This is a genomic window from Undibacterium umbellatum (assembly GCF_014284125.1).
In the GTDB taxonomy this organism is placed as follows: Bacteria; Pseudomonadota; Gammaproteobacteria; order Burkholderiales; family Burkholderiaceae_D; genus Undibacterium; species Undibacterium umbellatum.
Window position 1 is genome coordinate 172,194 of the sequence record NZ_JACOFX010000011.1, and the last position, 14,164, is coordinate 186,357.

Sequence of the window (14,164 nt, forward strand, 5' to 3'; positions counted from 1 at the left end):
GCAATGCAGCTCACCCGGTTTGCACCTTTGTGGTCACTGATCAAGCGCCACCCTTACCTGATAGCGATATGGACTGGGATCGCCTGGTTCTGTAGCCAGGACTACTTTGGCTTCGCAATATATCTGCTCGCTTTACCCAGCTTGTTTTACACCATCGTCCAATGTGCCTTCAACTGGCGCACGATCGAATTGCGTTATAAATATATCCTCCTTTTCATCATGATCGTGTTGGCCTTCATGACCGTTGACGTGGTACATAAATACAAAGATGACAAAGCGAAGGTGTATGCAGAACACATCGTCGGTGAACTGGAGCAATATTACAAACTATATGGAAAACTGCCTCGCAGCCTGAACGATATTCCAGCACTGGCGACCCAAGAAAAGCGACCCCATATGCTTTTTTACTTGAATGAAAAAAACGGACCATTTCTATTCTATGCAACTAGCTTTGCGCCTTTTTCTGGTTGGAATTATGATTTCGAGAAAAGACATTGGCTTTATCAACACGACTGAACATCATTTCTGCGCTTTTTTGAATCTTCCAATTTTCCCCAAGGACATCCCATGCAACAAACCACCTGGACCGAAGTTGATGACTATTTTTGCGAACGCCTGATCCCTGCTGACCCGGTCTTGACCGCAGCCTTGCAGGATAGTGATGCGGGCGGTTTGCCACAACATCATGTGGCACCGAACCAGGGCAAGTTTTTGCACTTGCTGGCCAAGCTGCAAGGTGCAAAGACGGTGCTGGAATTTGGCACCCTCGGTGGTTACAGCACGATATGGCTGGCGCGGGCTCTGCCAGAAGATGGACGGGTCGTTTCGCTGGAATTCAGCGCTCACAATGCGGCGATTGCGCAAAAGAACATCGAACGGGCTGGTCTCGCGGACAAGGTGGATATACGCGTAGGCAAGGCGCTGGACACCCTGCCCCAACTAGAGGCAGAAGGCATACACCCGTTTGACCTGATCTTCATCGATGCCGACAAACCGAACAACCCACATTATCTCGAATGGTCGCTCAAACTCTCGCGCCCTGGCACGCTCATCATTGGCGACAATGTGGTGCGCAATGGTGCGGTGGCTGATCCTGCCAGCACCGACGCGAATGTACAAGGCGTGCGCAGCTTTTTTGATTTAATGGCGAACAACCCGCGCCTGTCTGCCACGGCCTTGCAGACTGTGGGCAGCAAGGGATACGACGGGTTCTCCATGGCACTGGTGATTGCCTGGCACAAGATGTAGACAGCGCCGATTCCAGCTTTGTCTTGGCAACGGCCTGGTAATATCTTGCCCCGTCCCCACCATCATCCAGGCTCATCAAGCCTGATCTCCCTTGATTGCCTTGGCGGCGGCCAGTACGGCCTTGGGGTCTTTAGCGAATACAGCTACTGCCAGGTCAACGATGGCTGCGGCGGTACTAATGGCTTTCTTGATTTTGTCTACCTTTTCTATGGTGGCCTTGGCACGGCTGATTGCTGCAGTGATTTCTGCCGCAGCATCTGCCGCTCCTGCGCCGATTAGGCGTATGCCATAGCTACGGAACAAGACGACCAGATGGTCGAGGTGGTCTTCAGCTTCTTCGAGGCTGGCACGTTCGGGACTGGATAATGCTTCGCGATGGGTGACGCGGTAATCGAGGATGCGGGCGGACAGTTGTGCAAAGCCATCAGCAACCTGAAACGCCTGCTCTTGCGGTAATTGGATTTCATTCGCCATTTCTTACTCCCTGATGTTAGAAAGCGTCTTTGAGCTGGTTGCGCAAGGCGGCGACTTCTTTGCCAAATTGCTTGAGTTGATCCAGCAATTCTTTGTCATCCAGGCGATCAAACTTCTTGCGGATTTCTGCATTCGATTTTTGCAACTCCGTCACTGATTTAATGAAGGCATCGACGGTTTTTTCGCGGGCAGCAATTTGCCGCTCCTCACTGAGCAAGATGGTTTTCAGGTAATTGGAGGCCAGCATTTCTTTTGCGGCACGCTCATCCAGCGCTTTGCGCAGCACCAGGATTTCGTTCTTTTCATCACGCAGCCAGGCCTTGTAGTTGAGATTGGCATAATCCTTGAGCGCAGTGGTGATGGTATTGATGGCCGCCTCATGCGACAGCAAATCACGGATGGCGGCTTTTTGCATGTGCTGGGTTGCAATGCGGCTTAAAAACTCGGTCAGCGCAGTAATGGCACCGAGCTTGTCGGCATTGATCAGGGCTTCGCCAGTACCTGGCTTTTTGATCTTGCCGAGAGAATTTTTCAGGCCATTGAGCTCAGTCTTGTAGGAAGGCAGTTTTTCATCTGCCAGTGCCGCCAGTGTGTCGGCATATTGTTCCAGCAAGCCATTCAGGTCAGCGATGGTTTTATTGTCGTCATCCATGGGGCCGCATAGTTCTTTGGCCTTTTTCTCGGCCACTTCCGGGTCAAACTTGTCGGCGGTGATGAGTTTTTTTCGTTTGTATTTTTCAACGCAACTGGCGCTGGAGCCTGTCAGCATGGGATCAAAAGCCGCAGACAGTTTTTTTGTTTCATCCGCAAACGTGCGTACTGGTGCTAGATTGCCACAGGCACTGATGATGCAACAGATCAGGACAAGCATGAGGCGTTGCACAACTTGGGAACAGGTATTCATGGGACACCCTTTTAGATCGTTTTACATCTGATGGCGGCTTTTTTATTGGACGGTGCTGTGCTTTGTTGTGTACCCCATTTGTGTTCTGAAGGGCACTACGGATACTGACGAACGCAAGGCGGGGGAATATCTCAACCAATAAATTGTCAATTATTCTAGTTAATTTTTTAATAAAATAAAAGGAATTTCGATTAATTCTTGGTTTATTGCTGGCAAGCAGCAAAATGAGCCCGCCAGCGTGGGCCACATGAAGGACGTGCTGTCATGGCAGAAAGTGAAACCACACTTCATGCGGCCCACAGGTCCTTGCGCTTTACTTGCGCCTCAACCAGCCTTCATCAACGGCTGTATCTGGAGCAGACAAGGAGTTCAGATAATGCCCATATATCTCGCGAAAATCAGCGATCTCAGGGTTGGTACTGCTATAGAAAGTGGCTTCCAGGCCTTTCGATAAATCCTGCCAGAATTCCATTTTTCTGCATCTGTCCCCGATGAAATTTTCGAATTCATGATGGATATCATCCGGATCAGTCATGAAATGAAAGACAAAACCACCAACATCGATTGTGGCGAACTCGCTGCTGAAACATATGCCGCTGGGACGATGTCGCCAATGCTGCCGCATGCTGACTTGTCGTTCTGCATCCAGAGCCATCAGCTCTGCGAAGGTATCGATGAAGATGCCGTCGCTTCTGGTTTCGTACTCAATACTCTGGCTTTCTTCGCTCAACGTATGGCTGTAGCACTCTCCACTGACTACATGCTCAAGATCATATTTATCGGCAAGATTCCAGAGCAGCTCAACATTTGGTGCTACTCTTGGGGAAATAAAAAAGTAGATATCAAGTTTTGCTGTCATAGTTCATATTCAAGTTCGGTAACGTGATTTTTTTGAAGCGCAAGCTCGCTATTACTTTACCATTGACTCTGGAATACGAAGGCTGGGATGCGCAGATTTGTAGCTATGGCTCTATTGTCACATCAACGAACTGGCTGAAATTTCGTTCTATCACCTCTTCCTGGAATTAATCATTGAAAACTTTCTTAAAAAATCTGGCAATCATCGCTATTTTTCTTTCGCCTTCTCTGTCCACGGCTGAGCCACTGGCACCGGAGATGAAACTGGCCTTGCGGGATTTTGTGGCGGTCCAGAATCTGGAAAAGACCTGGCCCACCATCATTGATGGCATAACAAAAATCACGGTAAAACAAGTCATCAAAGGTGCCACACGGGAGTTGAGTGATGCTAGTTCTTTATCTCAGGCTGAACGTGCCACCGGGGAAAAATTTATCCAGGAGATGGCACCAAAAATCGCCGAAGACGTCAGTGCATTTCAGCGTGGCCTGGATATCAAAAGCCTTGTCACCGACATGAGTGAAGAAGTCTATCCCAAATATTACAATGCCCAGGAAATTCGTGAGTTCACTGCTTACTATGGTAGTGCAGGCTACAAAAAAGGGGCTGTAATTGCCCGTGAGATTGACATTGAAAGCGCCAGCACAGGCGAAAACAAAACTGCACTCTGGCGTCGCTATGAGAGCAAATTCACGCCGCAAGAAATAAAACTGATGCAAGCATTTAATAGCTCGGCACTGGGACGAAAACATCAGGTAGCAGGCCCAAAGATCAATGCCGAATGTCTGGAATTTATGTATAAGCGCACCGCCCCCGAAATGAATAAAATTTCTGAACGCTATGGCGAAATGCTGGCGCAGCGGCTCAAGGCAGCATCCAAATAGTGTAATAACTGCCAATATCATCCACCGATTATCACTGCCATTGTTAAGGAGAAGAAAATGCATCACGACCAGTCTGTTGCACATTTGGGCCAATCAACTGTGTGCAGCAAGTTCTTGCAAACCATGGTGGCGGGAGCGACTGAAATGGTGATCTGGAGCGGCATGCGCGTGTAACACCGTTGCGTCCACTGCGGACACATTAGTGTCCGCGTACACGTGTTTCCCCCACCTTAAGATGATTTATGCAGTAAGGGTCTGCGTGGCATACTCTTTGCTGTCTTGGACAGGTTTGCCATTTCAATTTACTTTATAAAAAAACTTATGACACCACGATCGACCTTGCTTTTTTGTGTTGCCTTGCTGGGCAACGCCAGCATGCCAGCCTTTGCCGCTACCCCAGTCAGTGTCACTGCCAATACTGCCATCGCAAAAAACATGGACAGCTATCTGCAAACCACCTTCAAGCCTGATTTGCCTGGTGCAGCCGTACTGGTCTTACGTGATGGGCAGCCTGTGTTCAAAAAAGCCTATGGCAAGGCCAGCCTGGAATTGAATGTAGCCATGCAGGCGGATGCGGTGTTCCATGTGGCTTCGGTCAGCAAGCAATTCACTGGTGCGGCTTTGCTGAAGCTGGCAGAACAGGGCAAGCTGGATATCCATGCCCCACTAAGCCAGTATTTGCCTGACACGCCGCCTGCCTGGGCGGCAATCACACTCAGTCATCTGGCCAGCCATACTTCGGGCATACCCAATCTGTATGGACTGCCTGCCATGCGGGCGCACTTTCGCGAAGACCTGACGCCAGCACAATTGTTCGCCATCGCCAAAGATTTGCCCTTGCTGGCGACGCCGGGCAGCCAGTTTCACTATGCCACCATCAACTACACGCTGCTGGCCATGGTCATTAACAAGGCTGCGGGCAAATCTTACGAGGCTTACGTGGATGAACAATTCATCCAGCCTTTGGGTTTGAAGCACACTGTGTTTTCTATCGGCAATGCGCTGGTGCCTGGTCTGGTCACGCCCTATGCGGCTGGCCCCAGCACGGTGGACTTCATGAGCCACCACCTGGGTTATGGCGGTGGCAGCTATTATTCCAACACCAGCGATATCGCCACCTGGACGCTGGCCCTGCAAGGCGGCAAAATGCTCAGCCCAGCCAGCCTCGCATTGATGAACACGCCTTACCAACTCAATGATGGCAAGCAGGTGCGCTATGGTTATGGACTGCGCCCGCATACTTTGAACCAGGCTGGATATATACAAAGCAATGGCGACATCCCCGGCTTTCATAGTGAAACCGTGTACCTGCCTAAGGCGCGGGTATTTGTCGCGCTTTTGCATAATGGTGAAGGCGTGGCGCGCACAGGCTTGCAAGGCATGGTCAAGCGCCTGGCACTGATTGCCACTGGCCAGGTATATCGCGCACCACAAGCCATCGCACTTGATACAGCAATGCTGCAAGCCTATGTCGGCTTGTATCAGAACGGCGGCGAGACTGGCAAGATCACGCTGGAAAAGGGCAAATTGTATGCGGCGTTTTCTGCAAACTCGCCTGCCCTACCTATCAGCGCGCTCTCGGCCACTGAATTTTTTTATGATGACAACCCGGATTTCCGGCTGCGCTTTGTGCTGCGTGAGGGCAAGGCCGTCAGTGCACACTGGGTGGAGATGGATGCGCTCAATGATGAGCAAGACGCGGTTTTGGCGCGGGTGGAGGCTTTTTCTCAGGCCAAATGATCATCAGATACTTTGATTCTGTTTGTAACAATTTTTTGCAAATTGGCAATATACCTTACTTTAGGTGTAAAATTGCTATTTTAACACTAGCACAGTCTGCCTGATGACAGCAGCGCCTTTCAGTCCGGCGCGCGTATCGTGCAGACAACTTAGCCATGGCCAACGTTGATCCACATGATATCCTGTTTAGCATCCCTACCTTATCGAATGAGCTGGCACCGCTATTGCACGTAACAGAGCAACCCACCGAGGCAGATTTTTTTCTGCATGAAGATGATTGGGAACAGATGGAATTTTTCAGCGCCGACCGTGCTGATGAAGTGCAGGCCGCGCTCAGTGAATATCATTTGTTTGAAGCCGCGCACCGTACAGAAGGCGGCTGGCGCAAGGCTTATCTGCGAACGCTTGCCCGCAGCACAGTGCTGAACTTGTCTGTCTCTGAACTGGCCTCAGCGCTGGGTTGCAGCATAGGCCCGGCCCCTTTGCTGCATTGCGCCAATACCCTGAGTGGCCAGGTGCAAGATGGTTTTAGCATGGCATTGGGTGGCAATGTCAGCCTGTATGGTTTGAGCGATGGGCAGGGCATCCCTGTGCTGGGAGTCAGCATGGGGCCAGATGCTGACAATGCCAGGCTGATCGCCGCCTTTGTAAAGTTGCATGCCAGCCATGGCCTGATCCTGGTCGACTGGCGCTCGCAAATGTTGTTGAGGGCGGCCAACGCCGCAGGCCAGCTTGATATCTGGCGACCATGATCCAGGCAATGTCACCCACCCAAGGATTTTGATGAGCGAATTCAGCATACAGGAAAAAAACCAGTTGCTCAGTGCATGGGCGCATGGCTGGACAATTTCACGCGGCACCGATGCCCCCATCCCGCTGGCCGATTTTGGTTACCGCATACAGGTAGGCTTGCCCGGCCATCTGGAACGTTATGTCTTGCAAGGCCATGTGCTGACCGCCGTGCAAAGGCTGGCGCAAGAAATCGACACGCCCGATACCTGGCTCAAGATATGCGCACCCCATCATTGCGTGGCTGGCCTGCTGCCAGAACGATGGAAAATCAAGCCGCCAGAATACCTGATGAGCAAGGCCATTAAACTCACCGAAGTGAGCCTGCCTGAGGGCTATCAAATCAGCCTGACCGCCGACGGTAGCGCCGTCACAGCGCGCGTTTGCAGCATGGAAGGCAAGCATGCCGCCACCGGCCGCATGGCCCTGACCCTGGATGGGCAGTATGCCGTGTTTGACCAGATCGTCACAGAACCCGCCAACAGGCGGCGCGGCCTGGCCAAGGCCATCATGCAAAGCCTGGCCAATTACGCCATCGGCAAGACCGCTACCACTGGTGTACTGGTCGCCACGGTGGAAGGCCATGCCATGTACGGCGCCCATGGCTGGACCGTGGCTTCTGAAATGACAGCAGCAGTGCTGGCATAAGCACCATGAAGTGGCAGCAGGTTGCGGCTACCAGCCACTCACAGATAACCCACTTCTTCCGGTGGCGTATCCCAGTTATCGTTAAGGCCATCGACATATGTCACTGGCGCGCTGACCAGCTCTGCGATTGCCGCATCATCAAGGCAACTGACGCTGACGCCATAGAAGCGCCCGCGCCGCGGTGATTGCGCAATACCAAATGGCCGCACGCCGCAGTGCTTGCAAAAAAAATGGCGCTCATTCTTTGCGCCAAACTGGTATTCGGCCAGATCAGCATCGCCTGCCAGCAAGCGAAATTTTTCTGGCATGACCACTGTCGCCCAGCACCGTATCTTGCGGCAAAAGCTGCAGTTACAACGCATCGTGCCATCTGCCAAATCGATATCGGCTTCAAAGCGTATTGCCTGGCAGTGGCAACTACCGTGGTAAGTTTTCATGGTTTTCCCATCGGGTTATCTCAGTGTGCGTGGTCACAATAGCTTTTTTCATCTATCATTGTACACAGGCTTTTTGCCACCCCGTACGTGCACCACATCACTCACATAATTGACAGTACGAGCCTCATGCCATCTTTCGACCAACTCACCATCGATACGCCGCGCCTGCACTTGCGCCCCTTGTGCCTGGATGATGCTGCTGCCATTCTGCGCATACGTTCCAACCCGGATGTCATGCGCTACATGACCACAGCACCGTGGACCGATATTAGCCAGGCCATCGCAATGATAGAACGCGACCAGGCTGCCATACTCAAGGGTGATATCGTCAGACTGGGCATGATACGCAAGTCTGACAATGTCTTAATTGGCAGTTGCATCCTGTTCCATCTGGATGCCGGTTGCCGTCGTGCTGAAATCGGTTACGACATGGACGCTGCCGTCTGGGGCCAGGGTTACATGCAAGAAGCCCTGGTCGCCTTATTGAATTATGGTTTCAACGAAATGAACCTCAACCGCGTCGAAGCCGACATAGAACCCAACAACCTGGGTTCTGCCAAAACACTGGAAAGACTGGGTTTTATCCGCGAAGGCTATTTCCGCGAACGCTGGATCATCGAAGGCGTGGTGTCGGATTCGGCGATATATGGCTTATTGCGCAGCGACTGGCTGGCGCGGGTGCCACCTTTGCGGAGTCCTGTATAAAGTTCAAGGCCCAAAATCTCACCTCAGAGACACAGAGCAGATGCTGAGTAAGTGCTTGTGAAAGCCAAATTGCGGCAGGTAGCTTATGTGCAGAGCCAGGTAGCAAATATCACACTGTCTTCCTTAGTGCCCCGCTGTGTCTCCGTGTCTCTGTAGTGAGAATTTTGGTCTTGAGCTTACAACCTGGTCTGCGCAGCGCCAGCCGCCAACGCAGCATTGGCCCGGCGTATTAAACGCCAGTGCAAAATCCAGCAGGGCAGCGCCAGGAAACCGGCAGCAGCACCCAGCTCGTTCGGTATCAGCGAGACGATTTGCAAACCGCACCAGCCCATGCCTGTCAGCATGCCAAAGCTGGTGAAACCCTGCAATGCGGTATTGGTTTTTGCCTCTTGCTGCAAAGACCTGGCAACGTTGGCGATGATGAAAAAATCTTCGACAAAATTATAGGGAAGCAAAAACATCAGCCACACGCTGCGTGGCTGGGCCTTGCGCGCCGCTGGCTGGACCAGGGCAAGTGATGACTGCAAATCACGACAATACAAAAACACCAGCGCCAAAAATACCAGCACCAGCACGATGCCACCGATAGGCCCCAGCATTTCCAGTTCTTTGAAAACACCGCCAGATGCCTGTGGATGAAAGTAGGGGTAAGCCAGCCCATAAGCCACCGGGAGGGTGAGTACTATCTTGAGGAATATAAGTGCGATGTGTCTGTTCATGCTGGGGTCGCTGCCTTCAGTGCCAGCAGCAGATAAGCCTGCACATGTTTGTCCTTGATCTGTTGCTGCGAAGTCAGCTTGATATGGCGGCGAAACTTGCCCTCGCCTTCCAGCATCTGGTACTTGTCCGGCAAGGATGCACCCTCGCCAAACTCCAGGCTCACATGTTTGGCATAAGAAAAAACACCGCAAAAAGGTTTGCTGGCAGAGAACAGCAAGCCGCCATATTTCGCTTCTTCGGTCACGCCCTTATCGAGCTTGAGTATCTGTTCGCGCAAGGCCTGTACCAGGGCATGGCGGTCTTCATCCAGCAGGCGTATGTCTTGCAGTAATTTGTCGATTCTGTCGGCACTCATGGTCTGATGCTCCCTCCTCTTTTTCCGGTTAGATTTGTTGCTGTCGGCGTCAACAATACGAAGGTGCAGATGTCGCGTATTTCGTCCATGATGCACCTTGCATAACGCGGTAATGATAAACGAGTATGCGCGCTCATGCTATTCGCATAACAAATAGATGAATGTTATCTTGAATATGTGTTACCGTGGACAGGCCTGATCAGCCAAATGAGGTTTCTGAGCTCCTGTTGCCTAGATCAATATTGTTCAACATGCCGCCTTGCCGCTTGCAGCCTCTTTGTCAGCCAGTCTGCAAGATCGCAATGCTTATGTGGAGTAACAAGTGGAGCCTCCATTAAACCGAGTGACCTGGCTGGGAATACATATGTTCCTGCTGCCATGCAATGAGCGTGCTGCATTAGCGAATGCCTGGGTCTCAGAAAACCCGCCCGACATTGCGCATTTCAAGCAAGCCTTTCCTGATGCAATGTCAACCTGTGGCCTGATCCCCAGCAACGATACCTTGCAACATTCAATGTGCTCGGCAAAATGCACGCTGCATGAAGTCTGCCTGCTACCCCAACGCCAGGACGAGACAGCCCAGGCCTTGCACATCGCTCCAAACGGCCAGGCAACCTGATTCAGCGATTTTTTCTGCAATCCTGATTGCCTTGGATGTGGGCACAGATCAGTCACCAGACAACACCCGCCAAACAGGTTGGACTTGGAGAGCAAAGAGCCTGCACCTTGACCATTCGTGCTCCCTTCTTGCTGGTCATTCTATTGCCGCCTTGATCCCGATTTTCTACACTACGCCCTTCTTTGTGGCATCAACGACAAGATCGACTGGCGTTCACGGCACATCACAAATGGCCGTGTTTTGATACTCACCGTGACCAGTTGGCCGAAATTCGCATCACTATTCCATTAAATGGAATGATAGATTGCTTTTTTTGAATATTGTTGATCGCATCGTTTTTCATTAAAGTCTCTTCGCGCTGCCAGATGGTCTTGACCCGAATTCGTGTCATAGCAGGCAGCGCCCACACTTTTATCAAGACATGGAGAACAGCAATGAAACAAGTCACGATGTATGGCACCAGCGCCTGCCCTTTTTGCGCCAGTGCAGATCAACTATTGAAAAGCAAAGGGGTGCAGGTGAACAAGATCATGGTTGATGCTGACCCCGCAGAAATGGTGAACATGATGCATCGTAGCGGCAGGCGCAGTGTGCCGCAGATTTTTGTTGAGGATGTCTATATCGGCGGCTTCGACGACTTGTCTGCCCTCGATAGTGCAGGAAATTTTCTCCCATTGCTGGGTTGATGATAAGTCCTCACATTAAAGGAGACGGCAATGCAAGCATCCACAATTGGCGAACCTGGCAGAGCGTCCAGATTCGCACGCATCACCGAACTGGCCGCGGCTATCGCCCATCTTTTGGCACGGCTGTATGTCGCCAAAGTGTTTTTTATGGCAGGCATGAGCAAGACTGGTAATTGGGAATCGACACTCTCCCTGTTTGAAGAAGAGTACCGTGTGCCCATCCTTACACCGCAAATGGCGGCAATATTGGGCACCGGTCTGGAACTGACTTTGCCGGTGCTTCTTGTCATTGGCATCTGCACCCGTTGTGCCGCAGCAGGTTTGCTGATGGTCAATGGCATGGCAGTGTTTGCCTACTACCACGTCTTGGCTGACATGCCTGTGGCACTGCAAGATCATCTGGAATGGGGTTTGTTGCTGCTCTTGCTTGCTGTTCAAGCGCCGGTCTGGACTACCGTCGATTTTTGGTGGGTCCGTGCCCGACTGAACCGTAGCCAGCGATCGGCAGGCTGATTGCTGTTTTCAACTGCGCCCCCTTGGGCGCGTTGTGCTAATTCATTATTTTCAGATAGTTCAAATCACTAGTGTCCGGTTAAAAGTCGAATAAATTCAATTGGTTAGCGGATGGATCTATGTCAGAAATGTAGTCATCAATCTGAAAGGCCTGTGAAATCTCGTTTTTCTCAAAGACAGAGACCGATAAAATCTGTAATAAAGTGTAGAGAGAGGCATTCAATTGCAATTCCTTTTTAATAATAGCGATCAACACATAAGTCGAGATGGCGCACCAGATTTGCGTCTTCACGGCGTTTTCGCTGTTACCCAAAAAGTGCTTGATGCGCAAATGCTGCTTGATCCATTTGAAGAACAATTCGACTTGCCAGCGACTCTTGTACAGTGCGGCGATAGTGGTCGCTGGCAAGGCAGTATTGTTAGTCAGAAACACCAAGGTTTTCCCTGTGTCAGGCTCTTTGTAGCGAATGCGACGCAAGTGTTCTGGAAATTCTTTTGTCTTGTAAAACCCTTTAAGCATGATAGTTTGATCGCAAATGATGCCCAAATCTTTGTTCACTGGGGCCGAATAAATACGCCGGAAACTCAGATTGCTTTTGGCTCTGGTCACAAAGAAAGCGCCTGCCTGATGCATCTTGTAGAGCCGCGTGAAATCCAGATAGCCCCGGTCCATCACATAGAACGCACCCGCTTCGAACGGCAAGAAATCGAGCACATTGACTTCGTGCATTTTTCCATCGCTGATGTGGATAAACGCAGGTATAGCCCCACGCAGATCGAGCAAAGTGTGCAACTTGATTGCTGCTTTGGTGGAGCGAAATGGCGTCCAATCGAACAGCGACAAACAGAGGTCGATGGTGGTTGCATCGAGAGCGTATGCCGTGTTTTGCAACTCCAATCCCAATTCGTCGTGCTGATAAAGCTTGCGAGCACGACGAATCAACAACGCGGCCAAATCTGCCCAGATACGCCAGTCGCGATGTTCGTTGGCGTCGGCCAAGGTGCTGCGATGCACGGTATGGCGCAGCCCCATTGCGTACAACTTGTTGCTGTTGGCACCAAGTGTCACTTCGATGTCGCGCAACGACTCGCGCCAAGTCAACTGCGCAAACGCCATTATCCGAAACTGCTCCGCACAAGTCATCCTGCGAACACCCGCATTGCCAGAATAACGATTCACGATCCGCGTAAAACTTGTCCAAGGGATGAATTCCATTAATTGCGCAAACAAGGTTTTGCCAACATTCATGCTTCACTCCCCAGAACAACAAACCTAGAAAATGACACAAAAATGCAAAATCCAATTTCAAATCGGCACCAAACAAAATCACCCTGTATCCCACGTCATTACTAACTTTCAGTATCGCTTTACTCAATTTAACCGGACACTAGTGAGTTCAAATGAGTGTTCATCAGTTAAGTCAGCATACCGCCATGGGATCGGCGGAAACACCCATCCATCAAGCACCAGCGGTGACACTGGCTGACGGTGGCAGCTTTATTCCGCAACATTATTTGCGTTATAGTCACACGCTCGCCTCCCTGCAGGAGATTGCCAGCAGAGTCCGGTTTGCAGACGAATTACTGATCTTTGCCCATGAAGACAAACAGGGCATGTATATCCAGATTGGCATGGTAGGCCGTGAGAACTATGAAAGGGGCAACACCATCCGCCCCTTGAAGCTGGTCTATGGCAGAAAGTGGCGCATAGATGCCGACACACCGACGTCTGAGATCGTGCAAACCATTTTTCTGGCCATCAAAAAGATGCGCGAACATGAGGTCCGTGAATTGCTCACCTTGCGAGACGAGACCAGCGGCAAGGCCAGTACCCCATTTAGCACGCACCATGACGTACACGTACTTGCCCGTTTCGCACCGCCAGGTACGCCCACCGCCACAACAGCAGATGCCTCGGAGGCCATCGTCAGTTGGCTCGATCCAGTGCGGTTTGGACAGCGACGCATTGCGCTGCTGGAGGTGAACCAGCATCGCGGTGGCTCGTGGATAGTCGATCTGGCTTTGGGTATGCTGCCTTTGGCTCGCGCCATGGAAGCAGATTTACCAGAATTCAATCACCTGGCCTTGACCATCGTGCTCAAAGAGTTGAGCCGCAGTGAGCTGCTGCATCAGATCATGCAGGCCATGATAGATCATAGTGATCGTGCAGTAGAAGCTGCTTTTCAATACCAGGGTTTTGCCCGCTTCAGCCGCACGCTTGATCCAGCGACAATCGCTGGCTTGTCTATCGCTGCCCGCCCCTATGCCAGAGACGCACGAAATCCTGCATTTAGCGAGGCCTTCAAGGCGAGCAACTATGAAGTTGATGCAAGCCGTGCGCCTGCTTTGGGCAAGGGCAGACTTGCCGACATCAACCGCCACAAAATCGCGCAATTCAGCAACTTGTCCGGCCACATGCCCAGGGGTTTGCACACGGCTGCACAGTCTGGCAACCCCTTAGAGGCTGTTCGAGATCTTATTGTAAACAAAAGGAATATTGCGTAAACTTAGGTGATGAGAAAAGCCTACCCAAGCGACATCAGTAGAGAACAGTTTGCAAAGATAGAAGATATTCTGCTGAGCGCA

19 protein-coding genes are annotated in these 14,164 nt (G+C 51.3%); 12 read left to right on the plus strand and 7 right to left on the minus strand.

The genetic code is table 11. From position 1 onward, the window contains the following. The first annotated feature begins 27 nt into the window (after positions 1-27). Positions 28-516 carry a hypothetical protein gene (locus H8L47_RS19375; protein ID WP_186955247.1) on the plus strand — a complete coding sequence of 163 codons (489 nt, stop codon included), beginning with the start codon at positions 28-30 and terminating at the stop codon, positions 514-516. A 51-nt stretch (positions 517-567) separates the two neighbouring features. Then, positions 568-1,248 carry an O-methyltransferase gene (locus H8L47_RS19380; RefSeq protein WP_186955248.1) on the plus strand — a complete coding sequence of 227 codons (681 nt, stop codon included), beginning with the start codon at positions 568-570 and terminating at the stop codon, positions 1,246-1,248. Positions 1,249-1,323: 75 nt separating this feature from the next. Here the strand turns inward: H8L47_RS19380 and H8L47_RS19385 are convergent, their stop codons facing one another. The 3 genes from H8L47_RS19385 to H8L47_RS19395 form a co-directional block, all read right to left on the minus strand. Next, positions 1,324-1,722: a hypothetical protein gene (locus tag H8L47_RS19385; RefSeq protein WP_186955249.1), complete on the minus strand. Its 399-nt coding sequence runs from the start codon at positions 1,720-1,722 to the stop codon at positions 1,324-1,326. 16 nt (positions 1,723-1,738) lie between these two features. Continuing rightward, positions 1,739-2,626, minus strand: a complete 888-nt coding sequence (locus H8L47_RS19390; RefSeq protein ID WP_186955250.1) for a hypothetical protein — start codon at positions 2,624-2,626, stop codon at positions 1,739-1,741. Between the two features lie 313 nt (positions 2,627-2,939). Further along, complete coding sequence (locus tag H8L47_RS19395) at positions 2,940-3,098, minus strand: hypothetical protein (RefSeq protein ID WP_186955251.1); 159 nt, start codon at positions 3,096-3,098, stop codon at positions 2,940-2,942. Between the two features lie 36 nt (positions 3,099-3,134). Here H8L47_RS19395 and H8L47_RS19400 point away from each other — a divergent pair, with 36 nt between their 5' ends. From H8L47_RS19400 to H8L47_RS19420, 5 genes are all read left to right on the plus strand, one after another. Then, complete coding sequence (locus H8L47_RS19400) at positions 3,135-3,512, plus strand: hypothetical protein (RefSeq protein WP_186955252.1); 378 nt, start codon at positions 3,135-3,137, stop codon at positions 3,510-3,512. Between the two features lie 146 nt (positions 3,513-3,658). Then, on the plus strand, positions 3,659-4,366 hold the full coding sequence (locus H8L47_RS19405; protein WP_186955253.1) for a hypothetical protein: 708 nt from the start codon (positions 3,659-3,661) through the stop codon (positions 4,364-4,366). A 321-nt stretch (positions 4,367-4,687) separates the two neighbouring features. Continuing rightward, positions 4,688-6,106: a serine hydrolase gene (locus H8L47_RS19410; protein ID WP_186955254.1), complete on the plus strand. Its 1,419-nt coding sequence runs from the start codon at positions 4,688-4,690 to the stop codon at positions 6,104-6,106. A gap of 155 nt (positions 6,107-6,261) precedes the next feature. Further along, a complete protein-coding gene (locus tag H8L47_RS19415; RefSeq protein ID WP_186955255.1) occupies positions 6,262-6,858 on the plus strand; it encodes a hypothetical protein in 597 nt (198 codons plus the stop codon). A gap of 31 nt (positions 6,859-6,889) precedes the next feature. After that, positions 6,890-7,543 carry a GNAT family N-acetyltransferase gene (locus tag H8L47_RS19420; RefSeq protein ID WP_186955256.1) on the plus strand — a complete coding sequence of 218 codons (654 nt, stop codon included), beginning with the start codon at positions 6,890-6,892 and terminating at the stop codon, positions 7,541-7,543. A 38-nt stretch (positions 7,544-7,581) separates the two neighbouring features. On the opposite strand, the gene H8L47_RS19425 is transcribed toward H8L47_RS19420, so the two are convergent. Then, the gene (locus tag H8L47_RS19425; RefSeq protein ID WP_186955257.1) at positions 7,582-7,980 is read right to left on the minus strand and encodes a GFA family protein; all 399 of its coding nucleotides are present in this window, start codon (positions 7,978-7,980) and stop codon (positions 7,582-7,584) included. 126 nt (positions 7,981-8,106) lie between these two features. Between H8L47_RS19425 and H8L47_RS19430 the strand changes: the two genes are divergently transcribed. Then, positions 8,107-8,685: a GNAT family N-acetyltransferase gene (locus H8L47_RS19430; RefSeq protein WP_186955258.1), complete on the plus strand. Its 579-nt coding sequence runs from the start codon at positions 8,107-8,109 to the stop codon at positions 8,683-8,685. 176 nt (positions 8,686-8,861) lie between these two features. On the opposite strand, the gene H8L47_RS19435 is transcribed toward H8L47_RS19430, so the two are convergent. Together H8L47_RS19435 and H8L47_RS19440 are read right to left on the minus strand one after the other, a co-directional pair. After that, the gene (locus tag H8L47_RS19435) at positions 8,862-9,404 is read right to left on the minus strand and encodes a hypothetical protein (RefSeq protein ID WP_186955259.1); all 543 of its coding nucleotides are present in this window, start codon (positions 9,402-9,404) and stop codon (positions 8,862-8,864) included. Then, entirely contained in the window at positions 9,401-9,760 is a 360-nt protein-coding gene (locus H8L47_RS19440) for a DUF1801 domain-containing protein (RefSeq protein ID WP_186955260.1), read from the minus strand. Before H8L47_RS19440 ends, H8L47_RS19435 begins: the two co-directional genes overlap by 4 nt. Before the next feature lie 364 nt (positions 9,761-10,124). On the opposite strand from H8L47_RS19440, the gene H8L47_RS19445 reads away from it, so the two are divergent. The 3 genes from H8L47_RS19445 (at position 10,125) to H8L47_RS19455 (ending at position 11,578) form a co-directional block, all read left to right on the plus strand. Beyond that, complete coding sequence (locus H8L47_RS19445) at positions 10,125-10,379, plus strand: hypothetical protein (RefSeq protein ID WP_186955261.1); 255 nt, start codon at positions 10,125-10,127, stop codon at positions 10,377-10,379. Between the two features lie 434 nt (positions 10,380-10,813). Next, on the plus strand, positions 10,814-11,065 hold the full coding sequence (gene grxC, locus H8L47_RS19450; RefSeq protein ID WP_186955262.1) for a glutaredoxin 3: 252 nt from the start codon (positions 10,814-10,816) through the stop codon (positions 11,063-11,065). Between the two features lie 30 nt (positions 11,066-11,095). Further along, positions 11,096-11,578 carry a DoxX family protein gene (locus tag H8L47_RS19455; protein WP_186955263.1) on the plus strand — a complete coding sequence of 161 codons (483 nt, stop codon included), beginning with the start codon at positions 11,096-11,098 and terminating at the stop codon, positions 11,576-11,578. Positions 11,579-11,657: 79 nt separating this feature from the next. On the opposite strand, the gene H8L47_RS19460 is transcribed toward H8L47_RS19455, so the two are convergent. Further along, positions 11,658-12,827, minus strand: coding sequence for an IS4 family transposase (locus H8L47_RS19460; RefSeq protein WP_186955264.1), 1,170 nt, complete (start codon positions 12,825-12,827; stop codon positions 11,658-11,660). 152 nt (positions 12,828-12,979) lie between these two features. Between H8L47_RS19460 and H8L47_RS19465 the strand changes: the two genes are divergently transcribed. Continuing rightward, positions 12,980-14,083: a polysaccharide deacetylase family protein gene (locus tag H8L47_RS19465; protein ID WP_186955265.1), complete on the plus strand. Its 1,104-nt coding sequence runs from the start codon at positions 12,980-12,982 to the stop codon at positions 14,081-14,083. The last annotated feature ends 81 nt before the right edge of the window (positions 14,084-14,164 follow it).

Coding starts and splice junctions, on each gene's coding strand:
- H8L47_RS19380 (WP_186955248.1), top strand. CDS start 568: ATGCAACAAACCACCTGGACCGAAGTTGATGACTATTTTTGCGAACGC.
- H8L47_RS19385 (WP_186955249.1), bottom strand. CDS start 1,722: ATGGCGAATGAAATCCAATTACCGCAAGAGCAGGCGTTTCAGGTTGCT.
- H8L47_RS19390 (WP_186955250.1), bottom strand. CDS start 2,626: ATGAATACCTGTTCCCAAGTTGTGCAACGCCTCATGCTTGTCCTGATC.
- H8L47_RS19395 (WP_186955251.1), bottom strand. CDS start 3,098: ATGGAATTCTGGCAGGATTTATCGAAAGGCCTGGAAGCCACTTTCTAT.
- H8L47_RS19400 (WP_186955252.1), top strand. CDS start 3,135: ATGATGGATATCATCCGGATCAGTCATGAAATGAAAGACAAAACCACC.
- H8L47_RS19410 (WP_186955254.1), top strand. CDS start 4,688: ATGACACCACGATCGACCTTGCTTTTTTGTGTTGCCTTGCTGGGCAAC.
- H8L47_RS19415 (WP_186955255.1), top strand. CDS start 6,262: ATGGCCAACGTTGATCCACATGATATCCTGTTTAGCATCCCTACCTTA.
- H8L47_RS19420 (WP_186955256.1), top strand. CDS start 6,890: ATGAGCGAATTCAGCATACAGGAAAAAAACCAGTTGCTCAGTGCATGG.
- H8L47_RS19425 (WP_186955257.1), bottom strand. CDS start 7,980: ATGAAAACTTACCACGGTAGTTGCCACTGCCAGGCAATACGCTTTGAA.
- H8L47_RS19430 (WP_186955258.1), top strand. CDS start 8,107: ATGCCATCTTTCGACCAACTCACCATCGATACGCCGCGCCTGCACTTG.
- H8L47_RS19435 (WP_186955259.1), bottom strand. CDS start 9,404: ATGAACAGACACATCGCACTTATATTCCTCAAGATAGTACTCACCCTC.
- H8L47_RS19440 (WP_186955260.1), bottom strand. CDS start 9,760: ATGAGTGCCGACAGAATCGACAAATTACTGCAAGACATACGCCTGCTG.
- H8L47_RS19445 (WP_186955261.1), top strand. CDS start 10,125: ATGTTCCTGCTGCCATGCAATGAGCGTGCTGCATTAGCGAATGCCTGG.
- grxC (WP_186955262.1), top strand. CDS start 10,814: ATGAAACAAGTCACGATGTATGGCACCAGCGCCTGCCCTTTTTGCGCC.
- H8L47_RS19455 (WP_186955263.1), top strand. CDS start 11,096: ATGCAAGCATCCACAATTGGCGAACCTGGCAGAGCGTCCAGATTCGCA.
- H8L47_RS19460 (WP_186955264.1), bottom strand. CDS start 12,827: ATGAATGTTGGCAAAACCTTGTTTGCGCAATTAATGGAATTCATCCCT.
- H8L47_RS19465 (WP_186955265.1), top strand. CDS start 12,980: ATGAGTGTTCATCAGTTAAGTCAGCATACCGCCATGGGATCGGCGGAA.